The sequence below is a fragment of the Microbacterium sp. SSM24 genome, from assembly GCF_025989145.1.
Classification (GTDB): Bacteria; Actinomycetota; Actinomycetes; order Actinomycetales; family Microbacteriaceae; genus Microbacterium.
Genome location: NZ_JAPDNQ010000001.1, coordinates 670885 through 692489 on the forward strand (window position 1 = coordinate 670885; position 21605 = coordinate 692489).

The following is a 21605-nucleotide window of genomic DNA, read 5'->3' on the forward strand; positions in this document are numbered from 1 at the left end:
GTGGGGGCCGGAGCAAGCTCCGGCCCCCACTGTGCGTGCTACTTGACGGTGCCGCCCGCGGCGACGATCTTCTGCTCGGCGGAACCCGAGACCTTGTCGACCGACACGTTGAGCTTCACCGAGATGTCGCCGGTGCCGAGCACCTTGACCTTCTCGTTCTTGCGGACCGCGCCCTTGGCGACGAGGTCGCCGATGGTGACATCGCCACCGGACGGGTACAGCTCCGCCAGCTTGTCCAGGTTCACGACCTGGTACTCGACGCGGAACGGGTTCTTGAACCCGCGCAGCTTCGGGGTGCGCATGTGCAGCGGCATCTGACCGCCCTCGAAGCCGACCTTGACCTGGTAGCGGGCCTTCTGGCCCTTGGTGCCACGGCCTGCGGTCTTACCCTTCGAGCCCTCACCGCGACCCACGCGGGTCTTGGCGGTGCGGGCGCCGGGAACCGGACGCAGGTGGTGCACCTTGAGGACGCCGGGACGCGATGCCGGAGCATCGGCCTTCGGAGCAGCCTTCTTCGCGGGAGCCTTCTTGGCGGCGGGGGCCTTCTCGGCCTTGTCCGCAGCGTCGGCCTTGGCGGCCTTCGGTGCGGCAGCCTTGGCAGGCGCCTTCTTCTCGGCGGCCGGCTTCGCAGCGGCAGCCTTGGGAGCAGCAGCCTTGTCGGCTGCCTTCTTGGGCGCGGCCGCCTTCTTAGCCGGGGCCTTCTTCGGGGCCTCGGCCGCGACGGCCTCGTTCTTCTCGGCCTTCTCAGCCATCAGTCGATCTCCTCAACCTTCACGAGGTGGGCGACGGTCTTGACGTAGCCGCGCGTCTGCGCGTCGTCGGGACGGACGACCGAGTCGCCGATCCGCTTGAGACCCAGCGAACGCAGCGTGTCCCGCTGGTTCTGCTTCTCACTCACCTTGGACTTGACCTGGGTAACCTTCAGGCGCGCGGCCATCAGACACCTGCCTTCGCAGCAGCCGCGGCCTCGGCCTCGGCACGGACGAGACGGGCGGGGGCGACCTGATCGAAGTCGAGGCCACGACGCGCGGCGACCGCACGAGGCTCCTCGAGCTGCTTCAGCGCCGCGACCGTCGCGTGGACGATGTTGATCGTGTTCGAGGAACCGAGCGACTTCGACAGCACGTCGTGGATGCCGGCGCACTCGAGCACGGCACGCACCGGGCCACCGGCGATGACACCGGTACCGGCAGCGGCCGGACGAAGGAGCACGACACCAGCGGCGGCCTCACCCTGCACCGGGTGCGGGATGGTCGAGCCGACACGGGGGACGCGGAAGAAGTTGCGCTTGGCCTCTTCGACACCCTTCGAGATCGCCAGGGGGACCTCGCGGGCCTTGCCGTATCCGACGCCCACGACGCCGTTGCCGTCACCGACGACCACGAGCGCGGTGAAGCTGAACCGGCGACCACCCTTGACGACCTTCGACACACGGTTGATCGTGACGACGCGCTCCAGGAACTGGCTCTTGTCGGCATCGCGCGAACCGCGGTCACGCTGGTTGGCGTTGCGCTCGCGTCCGCCGCGACGCGGCTCGCGCTCACGCTCGGCGGGCGCCTCAGTCGTGGCGGCGGCAGCAGCCTGCTCGGTCACTTCGGTCTCCACGTTGTTGTTGGTTGTTTCGCTCACAGGTTCAGACCTCCTTCGCGAGCGCCGTCGGCGATCGCCGCGACACGGCCCGCGTAGCGGTTGCCACCGCGGTCGAACACGACGTCCGAGACGCCGGCGGCCTTCGCACGCTCAGCGACGAGCTCGCCGACCTTGCGGGCCTTGGCGGTCTTGTCACCGTCGAACGCACGCAGGTCGGTCTCGAGGGTCGAGGCCGAGGCCACGGTGCGGCCCTTGCTGTCGTCCACGACCTGCACGAAGACGTGGCGGGCCGAACGGGTGACGACGAGGCGCGGACGCTGCTCGGTGCCGACGACCTTCTTGCGAAGGCGGGCGTGACGACGCGCGCGCGCGTCGGTCTTCGACTTCACAGCCATGGTTACTTACCAGCCTTTCCGGCCTTGCGCCGCACGACCTCGCCGGCGTAGCGCACACCCTTGCCCTTGTAGGGCTCGGGCTTGCGGATCTTGCGGATGTTGGCAGCCGCCTCGCCGACGGCCTGCTTGTCGATGCCGCTCACGGTGAGCTTGTTGTTACCCTCGACCGTGAAGGTGATGCCCGCGGGCGGGTCGACCAGAACGGGGTGCGAGAAGCCGAGGGCGAACTCGACCGAGCTGCCCTTCTGCGCCACGCGGTAACCCGTGCCGACGACCTCGAGGCCCTTGGTGTAGCCCTGGGTGACACCGATGATGTTGTTGTTGATGAGGGTGCGGGTCAGGCCGTGGAGCGAGCGCGAGGAGCGCTCGTCGTCGGGACGGGTCACGACGACCTGGCCCTCTTCGACCTTGACCTCGATGGGGCGCGCCACGGTGAGCGAGAGCTCACCCTTGGGGCCCTTGACCGCGACATCCTGACCGTCGACCGCAATGGTCACGCCGGCGGGGATGTCGATCGGGAGACGTCCGATACGCGACATGTCAGATCACCACACGTAGGCGAGGACTTCCCCACCCACGCCCTTCTGCTCGGCCTGACGGTCGGTGAGAAGACCGGAGGAGGTGGAGAGGATGGCGACACCGAGCCCGCCGAGGACGCGGGGGATCTCGGTCGACTTCGCGTAGACGCGGAGGCCGGGCTTCGAGACGCGCTTGATGCCGGCGATCGACCGCTCGCGGTTCGGGCCGTACTTCAGCGTCAGGGTCAGCGTCTGGCCGACGCGGGCGTCCGAGACCTCCCAGGAGGAGATGTAGCCCTCCTGCTTGAGGATGTCGGCGATGTGGGTCTTGAGCTTGGAGCTCGGCAGCGACACAGAGTCGTGGTGCGCCGAGTTCGCGTTGCGCAGACGGGTCAGCATGTCTGCGACCGGGTCTGTCATTGTCATTTCAGATTTCCTTTGTTCATGAGGTTTCGACTGCCGTTACACGACAGACGACCTTCTATGAGTTCCCCGGGAGCCGGGTGGCTCCCAGGGAGATCTCGGCTCAGGCCTGAGCGTCCTCGGTGCGGAAGGGGAAGCCCAGGTGGCGCAGCAGCGCACGGCCTTCGGCATCCGTCTTCGCCGTCGTCACGACGGTGATGTCGAAGCCGCGGACACGGTCGATCTTGTCCTGGTTGATCTCGTGGAACACGGACTGCTCCTGGAGACCGAACGTGTAGTTGCCGTGGCCGTCGAACTGCGTGGCCGACAGGCCGCGGAAGTCGCGGATGCGGGGCAGAGCGAGGTTGACCAGGCGGTCCACGAACTCCCACGCGCGGTCACCGCGGAGGGTGACGTGCGCGCCGATGGCCTGACCCTCGCGCAGCTTGAACTGCGCGATGGACTTGCGGGCCTTCGTGACGACCGGCTTCTGGCCGGTGATCTTGGTGAGGTCGTCGACCGCACCATCGATCACCTTGCTGTCGCGAGCTGCCTCGCCGACACCGGTGTTCACTACGACCTTGACGAGACCGGGGATCTGCATGACGTTCGGGTAGCCGAACTCGTCCTGCAGAAGCTGCTTGATCTCGTTGTTGTACTTCTGCTTCAGGCGGGGCTGGATCTTGCCAGCCTCCACGGCAGCGGCGGTGCTCATATTCAGAGGTCCTTGCCTGACTTCTTCGCGTAACGCACGCGGACGGTGCGCTTCACGCCGTCCTTCGTCTGCTCCTCGACACGGTGACCGACACGGGTCGGCTTCTTGGTCGAGGGGTCGACGACAGCGACGTTGGAGATGTGGATCGGGGCTTCCATCGTCTCGATGCCGCCCGTCTTGGTGCCGCGCTGGCTCTGGCCGACGCGGTTGTGCTTGGTGACGAAGTTCACGCCCTCGACGATGACGCGGTTCTGCTCGACGAGGACCTCGAGGACCTTGCCCTGCTTACCGCGGTCGCCGCCGTTGGCCTGCTTCTTGCCAGTGAGGACCTGAACCAGGTCCCCCTTCTTGATCTTGGCCATGTGGTCAGATCACCTCCGGTGCGAGCGAGACGATCTTCATGAACTTCTTGTCACGGAGTTCACGACCGACGGGTCCGAAGATGCGGGTGCCACGGGGCTCCCCGTCGCTCTTCAGGATCACGGCGGCGTTCTCGTCGAACTTGATGTACGAACCGTCGGGACGACGGGTCTGCTTCTTGGTGCGGACGACGACGGCCTTGACCACGTCGCCCTTCTTGACGTTGCCGCCCGGGATCGCATCCTTGACCGTTGCCACGATGATGTCGCCCAGACCGGCGTACCGGCGGTGCGAGCCACCGAGCACGCGGATCGTGAGCAGCTCCTTGGCGCCGGTGTTGTCGGCGACCTTCAGACGGGATTCCTGCTGAATCACTTGTTACTCCTTGGGTTCCAAGCAAGCCGAGGGCTTACTTGGCCTTCTCGAGGATCTCGACCAGGCGCCAGCGCTTGGTGGCGCTCAGCGGACGGGTCTCGTTGATGAGGACGAGGTCGCCGATGCCGGCGGTGTTGCCCTCGTCGTGGGCCTTGACCTTCGACGTGCGACGGATGACCTTGCCGTAGAGGGGGTGCTTCACGCGGTCCTCGACCTCGACGACGATCGTCTTGTCCATCTTGTCGCTCACGACGTAGCCGCGGCGCGACTTGCGGTAGCCACGGGCGTTCTCGTCGCGCACGTCGTGCGCGGCGGACTCGTGACCGCTGACCTGGTCCTTGACCTCGGCCTTGGGGGCCGCAGCCTTGGCGGCCGTGGCCTTGGGAGCCGCAGCCTTCTTGGCGGGAGCCTTCTTCTCAGTGGTCTCAGCCATTACTCGGCCTCTTCCTTCACGGCCTCGTCAGCGGCATCCGCCTTCTTGGCCTTCGTCTTCTTCGCCTTCGTCGCGGTCTCCAGCGGCGCGGGGGTGGCACGGATGCCGAGCTCGCGCTCACGGATCACGGTGTAGAGCCGCGCGATGTCGCGCTTGACCGCACGGATGCGGCCGTGGCTCTCGAGCTGGCCGGTGGCCGACTGGAAGCGCAGGTTGAACAGCTCTTCCTTGGCCTTGCGCAGCTCCTCGACCAGGCGCTGGTCTTCGAACGTGTCGAGCTCGCTCGGGGCGAGCGTCTTGGTGCCGATCGCCATTACGCGTCGCCCTCCTCGCGCTTGATGATGCGTGCCTTGAGAGGCAGCTTGTGAATGGCACGGGTCAGGGCCTCGCGAGCGAGCTCCTCGTTGACACCGGCGACCTCGAAGAGGACGCGACCCGGCTTGACGTTTGCGACCCACCACTCGGGGGAACCCTTACCGGAACCCATGCGGGTCTCGGCCGGCTTCTTCGTGAGCGGACGGTCGGGGTAGATGTTGATCCACACCTTTCCGCCACGCTTGATGTGACGGGTCATCGCGATACGAGCGGACTCGATCTGACGGTTCGTCACGTAAGCGGGCGTGAGGGCCTGGATGCCGAACTCACCGAACGACACCTTGGTGCCACCGGTGGCCTGGCCCGAGCGGCCCGGGTGGTGCTGCTTGCGGTACTTGACCTTGCGGGGGATAAGCATTACGCCGATGCTCCTTCTGCGACGGGGGCCTCGTTGCGAGGGCCACGACGACCACGGTCGCCGCCACGGTCGTCACGACCGCGCGACTGCTTCGGCGCGTTCGCCTGCTCGCGCGCCAGTTCCTTGTTGGTGAGGTCGCCCTTGTAGATCCAGACCTTCACGCCGATGCGGCCGAAGGTGGTCTTCGCCTCGTAGAAGCCGTAGTCGATGTTCGCGCGCAGCGTGTGCAGCGGCACACGACCCTCGCGGTAGAACTCCGAGCGGCTCATCTCGGCGCCGCCGAGGCGGCCGGAGACCTGGATGCGGACGCCCTTGGCGCCGGCGCGCTGCGCGCCCTGCAGGCCCTTGCGCATCGCGCGGCGGAATGCCACGCGAGCGCTGAGCTGCTCGGCGATGCCCTGCGCGACGAGCTGAGCATCGGCCTCGGGGTTCTTGACCTCGAGGATGTTCAGCTGGATCTGCTTGCCGGTGAGCTTCTCGAGGTCGGCGCGGATGCGCTCGGCCTCGGCGCCACGACGACCGATCACGATGCCCGGGCGGGCGGTGTGGATGTCGACGCGGACGCGGTCACGGGTGCGCTCGATCTCGATGTTGCTGACGCCCGCGCGGTCGAGCGAGGTCGTCAGCAGACGACGGATCTTGATGTCCTCGGCCACGTAGTCGGCGTAGCGCTGTCCGGGCTTCGTCGAGTCCGAGAACCAACGCGACACGTGGTCCGTGGTGATGCCGAGGCGGAAGCCGTACGGGTTGACCTTCTGGCCCATTACTTGCTCGCCTTCTTCGTCTTGGCAGCCGGTGCCGCCTCAGCGACCTCGGGCGTAGAGAGCACGACCGTGATGTGGCTCGTGCGCTTCTTGATCTGGAACGCGCGACCCTGAGCGCGGGGCTGGAAACGCTTGAGCGTCGTGCCCTCGTCGACGTACGCGTTGGCCACGTACAGGTCCTGCTCGTCCAGGTACTCGCCGTCCTTATCGGCCTTCACGCGAGCGTTCGCGATCGCCGAGGCGACGAGCTTGTAGATCGGCTCGCTCGCACCCTGCGGCGCGAACTTGAGGATGGCCAGGGCCTCCTCAGCCTGCTTGCCCTTGATGAGGGCGACGACACGACGAGCCTTCTGAGGGGTCACGCGGATGTGTCGCACACGTGCGATGGACTCCACCATTTCTCTCTCCTCTTTCGTCGCCGCTTAGCGGCGACGGCCCTTCTTGTCGTCCTTCACGTGGCCGCGGAAGGTGCGGGTGGGCGCGAACTCGCCCAGCTTGTGGCCGACCATGGTCTCGGACACGAACACGGGGATGTGCTTGCGTCCGTCGTGCACGGCGATCGTGTGCCCGAGCATTGCGGGGACGATCATCGAGCGACGCGACCAGGTCTTGATGACGTTCTTGGTACCGGCTTCGTTCTGGACGACGACCTTGCGGAGCAGGTGCTCGTCGACGAAGGGGCCCTTCTTGAGACTGCGTGGCATCTTCCTCTACTCCTACTTGCGCTTCTTGCCGGCGTTGCGACGGCGAACGATGTACTTGTCGCTTTCCTTGTTCGCGTGACGGGTGCGGCCCTCGGCCTTGCCCCACGGCGAAACAGGGTGACGACCACCGGAGGTCTTGCCCTCGCCACCACCGTGCGGGTGGTCGACGGGGTTCATCGCGACACCACGGACGGTCGGGCGGACGCCGAGCCAGCGCTTGCGGCCGGCCTTGCCCCAGTTGATGTTCGACTGCTCGGCGTTGCCGACCTCGCCGATCGTCGCGCGGCAGCGCGCATCGACGTTGCGGATCTCGCCCGAGGGCAGACGCAGCTGGGCGTAGGGGCCGTCCTTCGCGACGAGACGAACCGACACACCGGCCGAACGCGCGATCTTCGCGCCGCCGCCGGGGCGGAGCTCGATCGCGTGGATCACGGTACCGGTGGGGATGTTCTTCAGCGGCAGGTTGTTGCCCGGCTTGATGTCAGCCGAGGCGCCCGACTCGATGATGTCGCCCTGCTGCAGCTTGTTCGGGGCGAGGATGTAGCGCTTCTCGCCGTCGAAGTAGTGCAGGAGCGCGATGCGCGCGGTGCGGTTGGGGTCGTACTCGATGTGAGCGACCTTGGCGTTGACGCCGTCCTTGTCATTGCGACGGAAGTCGATGACGCGGTACTGGCGCTTGTGGCCACCGCCGATGTGGCGGGTGGTGATGCGGCCCTGGTTGTTGCGTCCACCGGTCTTGCTCAGCGGGCGGAGGAGCGACTTCTCCGGCGTCGATCGGGTGATCTCGGCGAAGTCGGCCACCGACGAGCCGCGGCGACCCGGGGTCGTGGGCTTGTACTTGCGAATAGCCATATCTCTAGTCCTCTATCCCGACCGTCAGCCGACTGCCGTGAAGATGTCGATGGTGCCCGACTTCAGGGTCACGATGGCGCGCTTGGTGTCCTTGCGCTTCCCCGTGCCGAAGCGGGTGCGGCGGGCCTTGCCGACGCGGTTGATCGTGTTGACCGCAGCCACCTTGACGCCGAAGATCTTCTCGATGGCGAGCTTGATCTCGGTCTTCGTGGCACGCGGGTCCACGAGGAACGTGTACTTGCCCTCGTCGATGAGCCCGTAGCTCTTCTCGGAGACGACCGGCTTCAGGATGATGTCGCGCGGGTCCTTGTTCACGGCGGTCATGCCGAGACCTCCTCGGTGGAGCCGGCCTTCGACGCGACGAACGCGTCGTAGGCGGCCTTGGTGAAGACGATGTCGTCCGAGACGAGCACGTCGTATGCGTTGAGCTGGTCGGAGAACAGCACGTGGACGTACGCGAGGTTGCGCACGCTCAGGATGCTGAGCTCGTCGTCACGCGTGATGACGACCAGCACGTTCTTGGTCGGGGCGAGCGCCGCGAGGACCGCAGCGGCGGCCTTCGTCGAAGGAGCACCCTCGATGCCGAACGAGTCGACGATGTGCAGGCGGTCGCCGCGAGCGCGATCGCTGAGCGCGCCCAGGAGGGCTGCGGCGATCATCTTCTTGGGCGTGCGCTGCGCGTAGTCGCGCGGCTTCGGGCCGTGGACGATGCCACCACCGGTCATGTGCGGCGCGCGGATCGAACCCTGACGGGCGTTACCGGTGCCCTTCTGCTTGAAGGGCTTGCGGCCGGCGCCCGAGACCTCACCGCGACGCTTGGTCGAGTGGGTGCCCTGGCGAGCCGCGGCGCGCTGCGCCACGACGACCTGGTGGATCAGGGGGATGTTCGTCTTGACGTCGAACAGAGCGGCGGGCAGCTCAACCGAGCCGGCCTTCTTGCCGTCTGCCTTCACGACGTCGAGCGCGAGAGTCGAGTCAGCCATGTCTTCAGGCACCCTTCACTGCGTTGCGGACGTAGACGATGCGGCCGCGCGCGCCGGGGACGGCGCCCTTGACGAGCAGCAGACCCTTCTCAGCGTCGACGGCGTGCACCTTGAGGTTGAGGACGGTCACGCGCTCGCCACCCATACGGCCGGCCATGCGCATGCCCTTGAAGACGCGGCTCGGGGTCGACGAGGCGCCGATCGAACCGGGCTTGCGGTGGTTGCGGTGCGAACCGTGCGAAGCGGAGACGCCCTTGAAGTTGTGGCGCTTCATGACGCCCGCGAAGCCCTTGCCCTTGCTCGTGCCGACGACGTCGACGAGCTGGCCGGCTTCGAAGGTGCCGTCCACCGTGAGCTCCTGACCGAGTGAGTAGTCAGCGGCATCCGCGGTGCGGACCTCGGTGAGGTGACGACGCGGCGTCACACCGGCGGCCTCGAAGTGGGCCGTCTGCGGCTTGTTCACCTTGCGGGGGTCGATCTGACCGTAGGCGATCTGAACGGCCTTGTAGCCGTCCTTCTCAGGGGTGCGAACCTGGGTGACCACGTTCGGCGCGACCTCGATGACGGTGACGGGAACGAGCTTGCCGTTCTCGTCCCACACCTGGGTCATGCCGAGCTTGGTTCCGAGGAGGCCCTTGGAAATCTTGTTGTTGATGTCAGCCACGTCGAACCTCAGAGCTTGATCTCGATGTTGACGTCGGCAGGCAGGTCGAGACGCATCAGCGAGTCGACGGCCTTGGGCGTCGGGTCGATGATGTCGATCAGACGCTTGTGGGTGCGCATCTCGAAGTGCTCGCGGCTGTCCTTGTACTTGTGGGGCGACCGGATGACGCACACGACGTTCTTCTCGGTCGGCAGGGGCACGGGGCCCACCACGGTAGCGCCGGCACGGGTCACGGTGTCGACGATCTTGCGCGCGGAGCTGTCGAGCCCGGCGTGATCGTACGACTTCAGGCGAATGCGGATCTTCTGTCCCGCCATTGTCTGCTCACTCTCTTTCTCGCGTCTTACCGTTCCGGGTTTCCCGGAGGCATTGGACGCACGGTGGCGCTCGCGCGCCATGGCACTTCTGCACTGCTCTGCAGTGCGTTGCTGCACCGCTGTTCTGATGTCAATCCGGATTCCGCGCCGAAGCGCCGCTCCCGGCATCCGCTCCCCGCCCGCACGCGAGAGACACGCTCTCGTGATGGAGGGGGTTTGAGATGTGGTGGTTCTTTGCTGCCCGCGGCCTAGGACCCTGCGCTTTCGCGCCGCCTATGCACTGCCCTGGCAGTGATCCTGTGCACGCCGAAAGACGCGCCGGAATGTGGAACCTCACTAGTCTACGTGTCGCCCGGGCGTGTCGCAAACTCGGGCGTGTCGTGAGGTGGGTATCCTCGGCTGCTTCCCAGGGGGACGGATGCCGCGCACGAAGAAGCGGCCCGGGTGGACACCCGGGCCGCTTCGCTGTCGAGAGGACGGACTACTCGTTGCCGACCGACTTGTCGATGCTGTCGCGCACGCCGTCGACGTGCTGGTCGATCCCGTCGGGCGCGACCTTCTTGACGAAGTCGGCCGCGGCGTCGAGGACGTTGTCGCTCACGTCCTCGGCCTGGTCGGACTTGATCGCATCGTCGATCTTGTCCTTGTTCTGCTCGAGGAAGTCCTTGCCCTGACTGACCAGGTCGTCGATACCCATCGCATTTCTCCTTCGCGCCCCCCGTGGGCGTACCCGGCCATTCTGTCGGGCTGCCCTCGACGGCGGAAGAGGGCATCGATAACGGATTCTTCAACCCGCGTCCCGCGCGAACGACGAAGGGGCCGGGCCCGAAGGCCCGACCCCTTGTCGGTGACGGATGCCGCAGCATCCGTCATGCAGATCTGTCGAAGATTACTTCAGGATCTTCGTGACCGTGCCGGCGCCGACGGTGCGGCCACCCTCACGGATGGCGTAGCCGAGGCCCTCCTCCATGGCGATCGGCTGGATCAGCTCGACCGTCATGTCGGTGGTGTCGCCGGGCATGACCATCTCGGTGCCCTCGGGCAGCGTGATGACGCCGGTGACGTCGGTGGTGCGGAAGTAGAACTGCGGGCGGTAGTTCGTGAAGAACGGGTTGTGGCGTCCGCCCTCCTCCTTGGACAGGATGTACGCCGTGCCCTCGAAGTTGGTGTGCGGGGTGACCGAACCGGGCTTCACGACGACCTGGCCGCGCTCCACGTCGTCACGCTTGGTGCCGCGGAGGAGCAGACCACAGTTCTCGCCGGCCCATGCCTCGTCGAGCTGCTTGTGGAACATCTCGATACCGGTGACGATCGTCTTCTGCGTCGGGCGCAGACCCACGATCTCGACCTCGGAGTTGATGCCGAGGGTGCCGCGCTCGGCGCGACCCGTGACGACCGTGCCACGACCAGTGATGGTGAAGACGTCCTCGATGGGCATGAGGAACGGCTTGTCCTTGTCACGCACCGGGTCGGGGATCGAAGCGTCGACGGCCTCCATGAGCTCGACGATCTTCTCGGTCCACTCGGAGTCGCCCTCGAGAGCCTTGAGGCCCGAGACGCGGACGACCGGAGCGTTGTCACCGTCGAAGTCCTGCGACGACAGCAGCTCGCGGACCTCGAGCTCGACGAGCTCAAGGATCTCCTCGTCGTCGACCATGTCGCTCTTGTTCAGCGCGACGAGCAGGTAGGGCACGCCGACCTGCTTGGCGAGCAGGACGTGCTCGCGGGTCTGAGCCATCGGGCCGTCGGTGGCGGCGACCACGAGGATCGCGCCGTCCATCTGAGCCGCACCGGTGATCATGTTCTTGATGTAGTCGGCGTGACCGGGGGCGTCGACGTGAGCGTAGTGACGCTTGGGCGTCTCGTACTCGACGTGCGAGATGTTGATCGTGATGCCGCGCTGGCGCTCCTCGGGAGCGGAGTCGATCGACGCGAAGTCGCGCTGCACGTTGGTGGCCGACGGGTACTTGTCGGCGAGCACCTTCGAGATCGCTGCGGTGAGCGTGGTCTTGCCGTGGTCGACGTGACCGATCGTTCCGATGTTCACGTGCGGCTTGGTGCGCTCGAACTTGGCCTTAGCCACTGGGTCCTCCTCAGGACGTTCGTGTAGAAGCGCCGGGCGCTGGTTTGCGACCGAGTCTCTACGGGGATATCTCCAGCTTAGTGGAGACGGTTCTGGTGATTCTGTGTGAAGTTGTGCCGGGGCCCCGCGTCACCGAGGGGCCCCGGAAAGGGCTACTCGCCCTTGGTCTTCTGGACGATCTCGTCCATGACGTTGCGCGGGACCTCGGCGTAGCTGTCGAACTCCATGGAGTAGACGGCGCGGCCGGAGGTCTTGGAGCGCAGGTCGCCGATGTAGCCGAACATCTCGGACAGCGGAACGTTCGCACGAACCACCTTGACGCCGGCGGCGTCCTCCATCGACTGGATCTGGCCACGACGCGAGTTCAGGTCGCCGATGACGTCACCCATGTACTCCTCGGGCGTACGCACCTCGACGGCCATGATCGGCTCGAGGATGACCGGGTTCGCGCGGCGGATGGCCTCCTTGAAGCCCATCGAACCGGCGATCTTGAACGCCATCTCGGACGAGTCGACGTCGTGCGAAGCGCCGTCGAGCAGGATCGCCTTGACGCCCACCATGGGGTAGCCGGCGAGCACGCCGACGTTCATGGCGTCCTGGAAGCCCTGGTCGGTGGGGCCGATGTACTCGCGCGGGATGCGGCCACCGGTGACCTTGTTCTCGAACTCGTACGTCTTGTCGGCCGTGACCTCGAGAGGCTCGATCGTGAACTGGATCTTGGCGAACTGACCCGAGCCACCGGTCTGCTTCTTGTGCGTGTAGTCGTGCTTCTCGACCGACTTGCGGATCGTCTCGCGGTAGGCCACCTGGGGCTTTCCGACGTTCGCCTCGACCTTGAACTCGCGCTTCATGCGGTCGACCAGGATGTCGAGGTGCAGCTCGCCCATGCCCTTGATGACGGTCTGACCGGTCTCGGAGTTCTGCTCGACGCGGAACGTCGGGTCCTCCTCGGCGAGCTTCTGGATCGCGAGACCCAGCTTCTCCTGGTCGGCCTTCGTCTTGGGCTCGATCGCGACCTCGATGACCGGCTCCGGGAACGTCATCGACTCGAGGACGACCTGGTTCGCGCTGTCGGACAGCGTGTCACCGGTGGTGGTGTCCTTGAGGCCGATGACGGCGTAGATGTGACCGGCGGTGACCGAGTCGACCGGCATCTCCTTGTTGGCGTGCATCTGGAAGATCTTCCCGATGCGCTCCTTCTTGCCCTTGGTCGCGTTGACGACCTGGGCGCCGGAGTCGAGGTGACCCGAGTAGACGCGGATGTAGGTGAGGCGGCCGAAGAACGGGTGCGTCACGATCTTGAACGCGAGCGCCGCGAACGGCTCCTCGCGGTCGGCGTGGCGCTCGATGATGATCTCTTCGTTCTTCGGGTCCTTCGCCTCGATGGCGGGGACGTCGAGGGGCGAAGGCAGGTAGTCCACGACCGCGTCGAGCATCGGCTGCACGCCGCGGTTCTTGAACGCCGAACCGCAGAGCACCGGGTAGAGCTCCGAGTTGATCGTGAGCTTGCGGATCGCACCCTTGATCTCGGCGACCGTGAGGGGCTCACCGCCGAAGTGCTTCTCGAGGAGCTCCTCGTCGGACTCGGCGACCGTCTCGAGGAGGATCTCGCGGTACTCCGCGGCCTTCTCGGCGAGGTCGGCCGGGATCTCCTGGATCTCGTACTTGGCGCCCATGGTCACGTCGCCCTTGGCGTCGCCGGGCCAGACCAGTGCGCGCATCTCGACGAGGTCGACGACGCCCACGAAGTCGTTCTCGGCGCCGATGGGCAACTGGATCACGAGCGGCTTCGCCTTGAGGCGGTTCACGATGGTGTCGACGGTGAAGTAGAAGTCGGCGCCCAGCTTGTCCATCTTGTTGACGAAGCAGATGCGGGGGACGTCGTACTTGTCGGCCTGACGCCACACGGTCTCGGACTGGGGCTCGACGCCCTCCTTGCCGTCGAAGACGGCGACTGCGCCGTCGAGGACGCGGAGCGAGCGCTCCACCTCGACGGTGAAGTCCACGTGACCGGGGGTGTCGATGATGTTGATCTGGTTCTTGTCCCAGAAGCACGTCACGGCGGCGGACGTGATCGTGATGCCACGCTCCTGCTCCTGCTCCATCCAGTCGGTGGTCGCAGCGCCGTCGTGCGTCTCACCGATCTTGTGGTTGACGCCCGTGTAGAACAGGATGCGCTCGGTCGTCGTCGTCTTGCCGGCATCGATGTGCGCCATGATGCCGATGTTGCGGACCTTGTTGAGGTCGGTGAGCACTTCTTGTGCCACGGGGTGTCTTCCTTACGTGTGGTTCGGGATGTCGCGGTGGCGCCGGCCGGAGGGTTCGCCTCCGGCCGGCCGCCGGTGCGCTGTTACCAGCGGTAGTGAGCGAAGGCGCGGTTCGACTCGGCCATCTTGTGGGTGTCTTCGCGGCGCTTGACCGCGGCACCCAGGCCGTTCGAGGCATCCAGGATCTCGTTCTGGAGGCGCTCGGTCATCGTCTTCTCACGACGGCCCTTGGCGTAGCTGACGAGCCAGCGGAGGGCGAGCGTGTTGGCGCGGTGAGGCTTGACCTCGACCGGCACCTGGTAGGTCGAGCCACCGACGCGGCGGCTCTTGACCTCGAGAGTCGGGCGGACGTTGTCGAGCGCCTTCTTCAGCGTGGCGACGGCGTCCTGACCGTTCTTCGCCTCCACGCCCTTGAGGGCGGTGTAGACGATCGACTCGGCGAGCGACTTCTTGCCGTCGACGAGGATCTTGTTGACGAGCTGGCTGACGATCGGAGCGCCGTAGACCGGGTCGTTGACGACGGGGCGCTTCGGAGCGGGTCCCTTGCGAGGCATCTAACTCAACCCTTCTTCGCGCCGTAGCGGCTGCGAGCCTGCTTACGGTTCTTGACGGCCTGCGTGTCGAGCGCGCCGCGGACGATCTTGTAGCGGACACCGGGGAGGTCCTTCACACGACCACCGCGGACGAGCACGAGCGAGTGCTCCTGCAGGTTGTGGCCCTCGCCGGGGATGTAGGCGGTGACCTCGGTGCCGTTGCGGAGCTTGACACGGGCGACCTTGCGCATCGCCGAGTTGGGCTTCTTGGGCGTGGTGGTGTACACGCGGGTGCAGACACCCGCCTGCTGAGGGTTCGCCTTGAGCGCCGGCGCCTTGGTCTTCGAGACCTTGGGCGAGCGACCCTTGCGAACCAACTGCTGAATGGTTGGCACGTTCTCTCCTATGTAGTGCTGCACGGTGACAGCGTTCGTGTCTCCCCCGCAGCATCCGGATCTTGCGATTCGTGACGCAGCGGGCTCACATTCATCCACCGGCGCGGCATGATGATGCCGAGCGTTCGTTGGTGGATATGCCGTGGGGGTGGCCTGTTCGCAGGCCCTTTCCCTGAGATGCGGCGCTTCACGACCGTCCGCGTGCCGGGGCACAGCGGATGGCGCGCGTGGGCGCACACCCGAACAATGATACGCGGGATGCCGGGGGCCGGTCAAACGCGCACGGAATCGACGACGAAAGCGGATGCCGCGGCTCGGGGCCGCGGCATCCGCTCTGTCGTCTGAAGGTCAGTTGCCGGCGAGTGCCTGGTCGGTGTCCTTGATCGCCTGCTGCATCTTGCGCAGCGATTCGCCCATGTCGGAGATGCCCTCGATGGCCTTCTCCAGACCGGTGGTCAGCTCGGTGTAGCCCTCACCGAACTTGCCCGACGCGTGCTGCGTCTTGAAGTCGTCGCCGAGCAGGCGATCCACGTCGCTCTTGAGACGGCGCAGGATGTCGCCGATCTCCTCGCGGCCGTTCTCGAGCTTGCCCGACATCGCTTCCATCTCACCGTATGAAGCCTTGAAATCCGCCATCGTCCATCTCCTTCTCGGAATACCGGAGCACCCCGGCTGCCTCCACGGTAAGCGCAACCCCGTTCCCGTGCACATGGGGAGGATTCCCCATGCGCACGATCACCCGGCGTCGTCGACCAGCGGGAGCTGGACGGTGATGAGCTGCCCGTTCTCGACGAAGATGCCACGACCGGCGGGATACTCGTGGCGCTGCACCTTCGGGAACGGAACCTTGAAGAGCGAGTCGCCGTCATAGGTCTCGGGGCGCAGCGCGATGCCGTGACGGCCGGCCTTGAGCTCGCCGACCAGGCCGTAGCCGCTGCTCAGCTGGGAGACATCGCCGTCGGCCACCAGGAAGTGATCGCTGCGGTTGATCGCCTGGAAGAGCTCCTTGAGCGGCCGCTCGGCATCGGTGTCCCCGAACTCGGCGAGGTTCTCCACGACGATCGCGATGCGGCGCGTGATGGACTCGTCCGCCACGATCTCCTTCAGCTCCTTCGCCAGTGCGCGGACCTCCTCGATCGTCGACTCCGCACGTCGCCACGAGCGGAATCCGCGCAGGGCGGCGCGGCGGCCGCCGATGTGGAACAGCTCCACCTCCGGGTCGAAGCGCTCGAGCGACGCCACGATGCCGCGCAGGGCGGTCGTCTTGCCCGATTGGGGCGGCCCCGCGACGACGAAGGTGCCGACCGGCTCGAAGCCCGCGGGCCCGAGCGTGTCGTCGCCGATGCCGAGCGTCGGGAGCTCCCCGACGCGGGCGGGCAGCTCGGCGATGCCCAGCTCGGTCGGGAGCGATCCGATGTTCTTCGCCTCGACGGCGCCGGCCTCGCGCAGGGTCGCGGCGAACGCCGCAGTCGCGGCGTTCTGCTCGGCGACGTTCGTCGTGCCGCCGATCACCGCGACCTGGGTCTCCAGCCCGTCGACGATCGCGCGCCCCGGCACGCTCCGCTCGTTGAGCACGTCCTTCGCGACGCCGAGGATCGAATAGGCGCCCTCGTCCGACATCCGCAGCACGATGCGCTTGGTGACGTTCGCGCTCACCGCCGTCGGCACGGCGCCGTAGCGGTCGGCCGTGGCCACGACGTGCACGCCGAGGGGACGTCCCTCGCCGAGGAGGCGCATGAAGATGCCGTAGAACGCGGCCCGTGTCGAGGAGGTCTCCCAGTCCTGCTTGAAGACGCCGAAGCCGTCGAGGAGCACGATGATGCGCGGCTCGGCGTCGTCTCCGGTCAGCTCCCGGTACTCGGTGATCGTCGACGCGTTCGCGTCGGAGTAGCGCTTCGCACGGTCGTCGATCACGCCGCGCAGCGTGCGGAAGAGGCGTTGCACGCGCTCGACGTCGTCGCCCGAGACGACCGATCCGACGTGGGGCATGTTCTCGAGCGAGCGCAGGGCGCCGGTGCCGAAGTCGATGCCGTACACGGCGACGCGGCCGAGATCGGGCCGGGCGCCCGCGGCGATGCCGATCGTGCGCAGCGCCGCGCTCTTGCCCGCGCCGCTCGTGCCGTACACCAGCATGTGCCCGTCGGTGTCGGGGTGGAAGAACACCGCCTCCTGCAACTGGCGCTGAGGGATGTCGGCCAGGCCGATCGGGATGCGCTGGTCGCCCTCGAGCGGCAGGTCTCGCAGATCGATCGTCGTCGCGAGGTCGTCGAGCCACGGACGACGCGGAGCCGGGATCCCGGCGTCCGTGGCCGCGCGCCCGAGGTTGGCGACGAGTCGCTTCTGGTCGTTGGGACCGAGGTCCTCGTCGTGCGCCTCGGAGTCGTTGTCACCCTCCGCCTCCCACAGGGTGACCGAGCCGAACCGCAGTTCGGCGACGCGCACCTGGGCGCGGTCGGGCTCCTCCGCGGTCCAGCCGCCGGCGTAGCCGGACTGGAACGGGACCAGTCGCCCGGGCCCGGTCTTCGCGATGCCGCGCCCCGGCAGCGACGGGTCGAAGGTCGATGCCACGACGTCGCCGACGACGTCGTTGGAGTCCGCGGCATCCGCCATGCGCAGCGCCACGCGGAGGTTCGTGTTCGCGCGCAGATTGTCCTTGATGACGCCGGCGGGGCGCTGCGTCGCCATGATGAGGTGGATGCCGAGCGACCGGCCGCGCTGGGCGATGTCGACCACCCCGTCCACGAACTCGGGCACCTCGGTCGCGAGTGCGGCGAACTCGTCGATCACGAGCACGAGCGCCGGCGGGGTCTCGGGGTCCTGACGCTTCTCGAGCTCGAGGAGATCCTTGGCCTTCTTGCGGTTGAACAGATGCTCGCGGTGGTGCAGCTCGGCGCGCAGACTGGTCAGCGCCCGGCGCACGAGGTGGGGACTCAGGTCGGTCACCAGACCCACCGTGTGCGGAAGCTCGACGCAGTCCGCGAACGCCGATCCGCCCTTGTAGTCGACGAAGAGGAACGTGACGCGGTCGGGGCTGTACTCGGCCGCCATCCCCAGGACCCAGGCCTGGAGGAACTCCGACTTGCCCGATCCGGTGGTGCCGCCGACGAGGGCGTGGGGTCCCTGCGTGCGCAGATCGAGCGACATCGCGTCGGGGCTGCCCTGTCCGACGTAGGCCTTGAGGGTGCCCGCGCGCTTGAGCCGCGGGCGGGGACCGCGCGATCGGTCGATGATCGAGTTGTTCTGCCGCCAGCGCTCGATCGCGGCCTGCGGCTCTGCGGCCATGTCGGTGCCGATGAGGCGGAGGAGCGACACACTGGCGGGGAGATCGGACGAGTCCGCGGCGACCGAACTCGAGTCGACGACGGGCGCCAGTCGCTTGGCGAAGATCTCCGCGTATTCGCGCGAGACGCCCTCGATCGCCACGCTCTGCGCGCGATCGCCGGCGCGCACCCAGCCGACCATGGCGTCGTCGAGGCCGCCGGTGACGTCGATGAACGTGCGGCACGACGCCGGGAGTGACTCGACGGTCGGAGCGACGAACACCGTGTAGACACCGGCATCCGGTCCTCGCTCGATCACCTGCGTGAGGCGGGGACGGTCCACCGGCGCGTCGTGGGTCACGAACAGCACCAGCGAGACGTCGTCCGCCTGCGAGTCGCTGCCCCGCTGCTGCCCGACGTGCTTGCCGAGCGACATCGAGACCTCCTGCTCCGACAGGGGTCCGCGCCGGGTCGCCGAACCCGACAGCCGCTCGAGGATCGCCTCCTCGAGGCCGTTGAGCAGCGCGGTGCCCGCGGACTGGCTGTCGGCGAGCGCCATCTCCGCGAACGGGGAGCGCGGGCTCGTGGTGTGCGGCAGCCACTTCATCCACTCCATGTCGCCGGTCCATCCCGGATCGACGATGGCGGCGGTGACGACCTCGTTCGGCGCGTGCAGGCCGAACAGCTGCACGCCGAGTCCGCGGATCACGTCGGCGGCGTACTCGCGCGGGCCGGCGATCCCGATCGCCCCGGCCGAGGGAAGGAGCTCGATGACGGGCACGTCATCGATGCGCGAGAAGCGGTCCTGCAGATGCCGCACCTGCTGCGAGTACTGCGCGATGCCGCGCTGGTCGTTCGCCTCCTGCACGCTGTTGCGGCTCGTCCCCGCGCCGACGCCGAGCCGAAGGCCGAGGAAGTTCCAGTGCTCCGGCCGCCGGGTCCACAGCATGGGTCCGAGCGACATCGCGTTCTCGTACACGGTGGCTGTCGCGGGCGCTTCGGCGCGTCGACGCTCGCGCTCGACGAGCACCTCGGCGTCGAGCTGATCCTCGAGCTCTTCGAGCTGCGTCTCGAACGTCTCGATCTCGAGCTGCAGCTTCTTTCCCTGCTGCGTGCGCTGACCGATGAAGTTGCCCAGCATCATCAACGGCGCCATCGCGACGATGAGCAGCGACGCGGGGCGCTGCGTCATCACGAACATCGCGAAGCCGAGCAGCACCGGCGCCATGATCATCGGCCACGGGAAGATGCGGGGGTCGGCTTCGTTGGGGATGATCGGATGCCGGAACTCCCGACCCGCGTAGCGATCCTCCACACGGGGCGAACGATTGAACATGAGCGCGCCACCGCGCTCGAGCACGAGCGAGTCGTCCGTCACGACGCGAGGCACGAGCGAGAACGAGACCTCGGTCGCGCCGATCGTGATCTTCTGACCCGGGATGACGCGCACGCGCTGCACGAGCCCGCCGTCGACGACGAGGCCGTTGGCCGAGTTGAGGTCGACGAGTTCGATGCCCTGGTCGACCTCCACGCGCGCGTGGCGCTTCGAGACGAGCGGGTCGTCGAGCAGCACCTGAGCCGGTGCGACGCGTCCGATCACGGTGCTGCCCGCGGGCAGGGAGACGGTGCGTCCGGCCTCGGGGCCGCTGTGGATGCGCATCACGGCAGCCGTGACCGCGCCGTCGCCGCTGGTCGCCGCGGGCACGATCGAGGCGTCGAAGCCCGAGCCGATCGGCGCGTCGGCGATCGACGCGGACGGGTCGAGCTGCACCGGCCGTCCGGCCGGCGATGCCACGAGGAGCGTCGGAACGGCGCTCGCGTTGACGCCGCCGGCCGCCGCGAGCGCGTCGCCTTCGGCGAGCGCGCGGGCGACGTCCTGCACGGTCGCCGTGGAGTCGGCGGTCACCAGCACATCGACCGTCGAGCCGACGCCTCGCCGCAGACCCAGCTTCAGCTTCACGAATCAGCACCTCTCGCCACGAGCTCGAACGTTCTGCCGCCGACCTGCACCGTCCACCCGGCGGGGACGCGCATGCGCTCCCCCGCGGGCACATCGACCACGTCGCCGCCGGGCGACAGCAGCTGCGTGCCGTTGCGCGACCCGCGATCGCCGACCCAGACCCCTTCGGCGTCCTGGCCGAAGGATGCGTGGGTCTTCGACATCAGCCGCTGGGGATCCTCGAGCCTGACGAGCGCGTCCGGCGACTCGCCGGCCGATCCCTCGGGGTCGCGGCCGATGAGTCCGAGAACCGGCACGCGCACGACGGAGCCGTCGTCGAAGCGCACCATCGCCTGGGCCCGGCGCAAGCCGGTCGCGGGCCCCGCGGCCGAGGACTGCACGATCTCGGCGGGCGGGGGCGAGGAAGTGGCAGCCGCACCGTGGGCGGCAGCGGGAGCGCTCGGGGTGCCGGTCGTCACAGGGGCGAAGGCGGCCGACGCGGCGTCGAATGCCGTGGCGGACGGTGCGAACGGGGAGCCGTCGCGGGAAGCGGTCGCTCCGGGCTCGACGGCCGCGGGCGCGGCATCCGCTCCGGGCACGCCGTCGATCACCCCGAGGTCCTCGGCGGCCCGCGCGAGCGCCCACTGCGCGCCGGTCCCGCCGGGACCCACGACGCCGGCGCGGGAGCGCGCGTCAGGAATGCGGAGCGCGACCGACTCCGGGGCACCGCTGGCCATCGACGGAAGATCCTCGCCGTCGTCGGCGCGGTCGCGCAGGGCGCGACGCGCGTGGCGCAGCGCCTTGGCGTCGAAGGGGTCGAGGCCCGCGCGTGCATCGATCAGCCAGCATCCGCCGACGCGATCGAGGATGCTGCGCCCCCGGCGCTCCGAATCCCACAGCCCCGAGGCGAACAGCAGTGCGGGGCCGACGACGACCAGCAGGATCGTGCTCGCCCACAGCACCAGCGCGCGCAGGACGACGCGCCAGAACCCGGGGCGCCCGAGGTCGGAGGCCGACACCGAGCGCAGTCGCAGCGCCGCCTTGCCCGCCGTCACGCCGCGCCGACCATGCGTGATCAGCTGCACCAGACCGAAGAGGCTGGGCAGGACGACACCGGCGATGACGAGGATCACCGCCAGAAGAGAGCGGTCACCCGTCGCGATCATGACGACGCCCATCACCGCGGGCACGGCCAGGAGCAGCCAGATCGCGACGTCGATCGCGAACGCGAGCGAGCGGTAGCCGGTGCCCGCGGGCACGAGTCCGAGCCGGGCCGCGGACACGGGATCAGCGTCCTGCGGGTGGTAGTCGTTCATCTCTTCC

At 67.5% G+C, this 21605-nt stretch carries 28 protein-coding genes; all 28 read right to left on the reverse strand.

Annotated elements, in window-relative coordinates; translation table 11 throughout:
- Window positions 1-38: 38 nt before the first annotated feature.
- The gene (gene rplO / locus OL358_RS03170; RefSeq protein ID WP_264708485.1) at window positions 39-752 is read right to left on the reverse strand and encodes a 50S ribosomal protein L15; all 714 of its coding nucleotides are present in this window, start codon (window positions 750-752) and stop codon (window positions 39-41) included.
- Window positions 752-937 (reverse strand): 50S ribosomal protein L30, encoded by a 186-nt coding sequence (gene rpmD, locus OL358_RS03175; RefSeq protein WP_023954062.1) that lies wholly within the window; start codon window positions 935-937, stop codon window positions 752-754. The genes rplO and rpmD overlap by 1 nt, the downstream gene beginning before the upstream one ends.
- Window positions 937-1629, reverse strand: a complete 693-nt coding sequence (gene rpsE / locus OL358_RS03180; RefSeq protein ID WP_082569092.1) for a 30S ribosomal protein S5 — start codon at window positions 1627-1629, stop codon at window positions 937-939. The genes rpmD and rpsE overlap by 1 nt, the downstream gene beginning before the upstream one ends.
- Window positions 1626-1985 carry a 50S ribosomal protein L18 gene (gene rplR / locus OL358_RS03185; protein WP_056117695.1) on the reverse strand — a complete coding sequence of 120 codons (360 nt, stop codon included), beginning with the start codon at window positions 1983-1985 and terminating at the stop codon, window positions 1626-1628. The genes rpsE and rplR overlap by 4 nt, the downstream gene beginning before the upstream one ends.
- 2 nt (window positions 1986-1987) lie before the next feature.
- Window positions 1988-2524, reverse strand: a complete 537-nt coding sequence (rplF, locus tag OL358_RS03190; RefSeq protein ID WP_056117693.1) for a 50S ribosomal protein L6 — start codon at window positions 2522-2524, stop codon at window positions 1988-1990.
- A gap of 6 nt (window positions 2525-2530) precedes the next feature.
- Window positions 2531-2929: a 30S ribosomal protein S8 gene (rpsH, locus tag OL358_RS03195; RefSeq protein WP_045275471.1), complete on the reverse strand. Its 399-nt coding sequence runs from the start codon at window positions 2927-2929 to the stop codon at window positions 2531-2533.
- A 100-nt stretch (window positions 2930-3029) separates the two neighbouring features.
- Window positions 3030-3620 (reverse strand): 50S ribosomal protein L5, encoded by a 591-nt coding sequence (gene rplE / locus OL358_RS03200; RefSeq protein ID WP_264708487.1) that lies wholly within the window; start codon window positions 3618-3620, stop codon window positions 3030-3032.
- Between the two features lie 2 nt (window positions 3621-3622).
- Window positions 3623-3982 carry a 50S ribosomal protein L24 gene (rplX, locus tag OL358_RS03205; RefSeq protein WP_056117690.1) on the reverse strand — a complete coding sequence of 120 codons (360 nt, stop codon included), beginning with the start codon at window positions 3980-3982 and terminating at the stop codon, window positions 3623-3625.
- A 4-nt stretch (window positions 3983-3986) separates the two neighbouring features.
- Window positions 3987-4355 carry a 50S ribosomal protein L14 gene (gene rplN / locus OL358_RS03210; protein WP_056117688.1) on the reverse strand — a complete coding sequence of 123 codons (369 nt, stop codon included), beginning with the start codon at window positions 4353-4355 and terminating at the stop codon, window positions 3987-3989.
- 34 nt (window positions 4356-4389) lie between these two features.
- Window positions 4390-4656: a 30S ribosomal protein S17 gene (gene rpsQ / locus OL358_RS03215; RefSeq protein ID WP_056118992.1), complete on the reverse strand. Its 267-nt coding sequence runs from the start codon at window positions 4654-4656 to the stop codon at window positions 4390-4392.
- Between the two features lie 131 nt (window positions 4657-4787).
- Window positions 4788-5102 (reverse strand): 50S ribosomal protein L29, encoded by a 315-nt coding sequence (rpmC, locus tag OL358_RS03220; RefSeq protein WP_045275475.1) that lies wholly within the window; start codon window positions 5100-5102, stop codon window positions 4788-4790.
- Window positions 5102-5521 (reverse strand): 50S ribosomal protein L16, encoded by a 420-nt coding sequence (gene rplP, locus OL358_RS03225; RefSeq protein ID WP_018171451.1) that lies wholly within the window; start codon window positions 5519-5521, stop codon window positions 5102-5104. The genes rpmC and rplP overlap by 1 nt, the downstream gene beginning before the upstream one ends.
- The gene (gene rpsC, locus OL358_RS03230; protein ID WP_264708488.1) at window positions 5521-6285 is read right to left on the reverse strand and encodes a 30S ribosomal protein S3; all 765 of its coding nucleotides are present in this window, start codon (window positions 6283-6285) and stop codon (window positions 5521-5523) included. Before rpsC ends, rplP begins: the two co-directional genes overlap by 1 nt.
- The gene (gene rplV, locus OL358_RS03235; RefSeq protein ID WP_056117684.1) at window positions 6285-6683 is read right to left on the reverse strand and encodes a 50S ribosomal protein L22; all 399 of its coding nucleotides are present in this window, start codon (window positions 6681-6683) and stop codon (window positions 6285-6287) included. The genes rpsC and rplV overlap by 1 nt, the downstream gene beginning before the upstream one ends.
- Window positions 6684-6707: 24 nt before the next feature.
- Window positions 6708-6989 (reverse strand): 30S ribosomal protein S19, encoded by a 282-nt coding sequence (gene rpsS, locus OL358_RS03240; RefSeq protein ID WP_056117683.1) that lies wholly within the window; start codon window positions 6987-6989, stop codon window positions 6708-6710.
- A 12-nt stretch (window positions 6990-7001) separates the two neighbouring features.
- A complete protein-coding gene (rplB, locus tag OL358_RS03245) occupies window positions 7002-7841 on the reverse strand; it encodes a 50S ribosomal protein L2 (protein ID WP_264708489.1) in 840 nt (279 codons plus the stop codon).
- A gap of 24 nt (window positions 7842-7865) precedes the next feature.
- Window positions 7866-8165, reverse strand: a complete 300-nt coding sequence (rplW, locus tag OL358_RS03250; RefSeq protein ID WP_056117679.1) for a 50S ribosomal protein L23 — start codon at window positions 8163-8165, stop codon at window positions 7866-7868.
- A complete protein-coding gene (rplD, locus tag OL358_RS03255) occupies window positions 8162-8824 on the reverse strand; it encodes a 50S ribosomal protein L4 (RefSeq protein ID WP_264708490.1) in 663 nt (220 codons plus the stop codon). Before rplD ends, rplW begins: the two co-directional genes overlap by 4 nt.
- 4 nt (window positions 8825-8828) lie before the next feature.
- Entirely contained in the window at window positions 8829-9479 is a 651-nt protein-coding gene (gene rplC, locus OL358_RS03260) for a 50S ribosomal protein L3 (protein ID WP_413631490.1), read from the reverse strand.
- Between the two features lie 17 nt (window positions 9480-9496).
- A complete protein-coding gene (rpsJ, locus tag OL358_RS03265) occupies window positions 9497-9805 on the reverse strand; it encodes a 30S ribosomal protein S10 (protein ID WP_013584016.1) in 309 nt (102 codons plus the stop codon).
- A gap of 481 nt (window positions 9806-10286) precedes the next feature.
- Entirely contained in the window at window positions 10287-10502 is a 216-nt protein-coding gene (locus tag OL358_RS03270; protein WP_264708493.1) for an Rv0909 family putative TA system antitoxin, read from the reverse strand.
- Window positions 10503-10694: 192 nt separating this feature from the next.
- Window positions 10695-11888, reverse strand: coding sequence for an elongation factor Tu (gene tuf, locus OL358_RS03275; protein ID WP_264708494.1), 1194 nt, complete (start codon window positions 11886-11888; stop codon window positions 10695-10697).
- 152 nt (window positions 11889-12040) lie between these two features.
- Window positions 12041-14155, reverse strand: coding sequence for an elongation factor G (fusA, locus tag OL358_RS03280; RefSeq protein ID WP_264708495.1), 2115 nt, complete (start codon window positions 14153-14155; stop codon window positions 12041-12043).
- A gap of 83 nt (window positions 14156-14238) precedes the next feature.
- Entirely contained in the window at window positions 14239-14709 is a 471-nt protein-coding gene (gene rpsG, locus OL358_RS03285) for a 30S ribosomal protein S7 (RefSeq protein ID WP_056117669.1), read from the reverse strand.
- 5 nt (window positions 14710-14714) lie between these two features.
- Entirely contained in the window at window positions 14715-15083 is a 369-nt protein-coding gene (gene rpsL, locus OL358_RS03290) for a 30S ribosomal protein S12 (RefSeq protein ID WP_018171438.1), read from the reverse strand.
- Between the two features lie 348 nt (window positions 15084-15431).
- Window positions 15432-15719: a WXG100 family type VII secretion target gene (locus tag OL358_RS03295; protein ID WP_264708497.1), complete on the reverse strand. Its 288-nt coding sequence runs from the start codon at window positions 15717-15719 to the stop codon at window positions 15432-15434.
- Window positions 15720-15818: 99 nt separating this feature from the next.
- Complete coding sequence (locus OL358_RS03300) at window positions 15819-20303, reverse strand: FtsK/SpoIIIE domain-containing protein (RefSeq protein WP_264708498.1); 4485 nt, start codon at window positions 20301-20303, stop codon at window positions 15819-15821.
- Window positions 20300-21598 (reverse strand): RDD family protein, encoded by a 1299-nt coding sequence (locus tag OL358_RS03305; protein WP_264708499.1) that lies wholly within the window; start codon window positions 21596-21598, stop codon window positions 20300-20302. Before OL358_RS03305 ends, OL358_RS03300 begins: the two co-directional genes overlap by 4 nt.
- Between the last annotated feature and the right edge of the window lie 7 nt (window positions 21599-21605).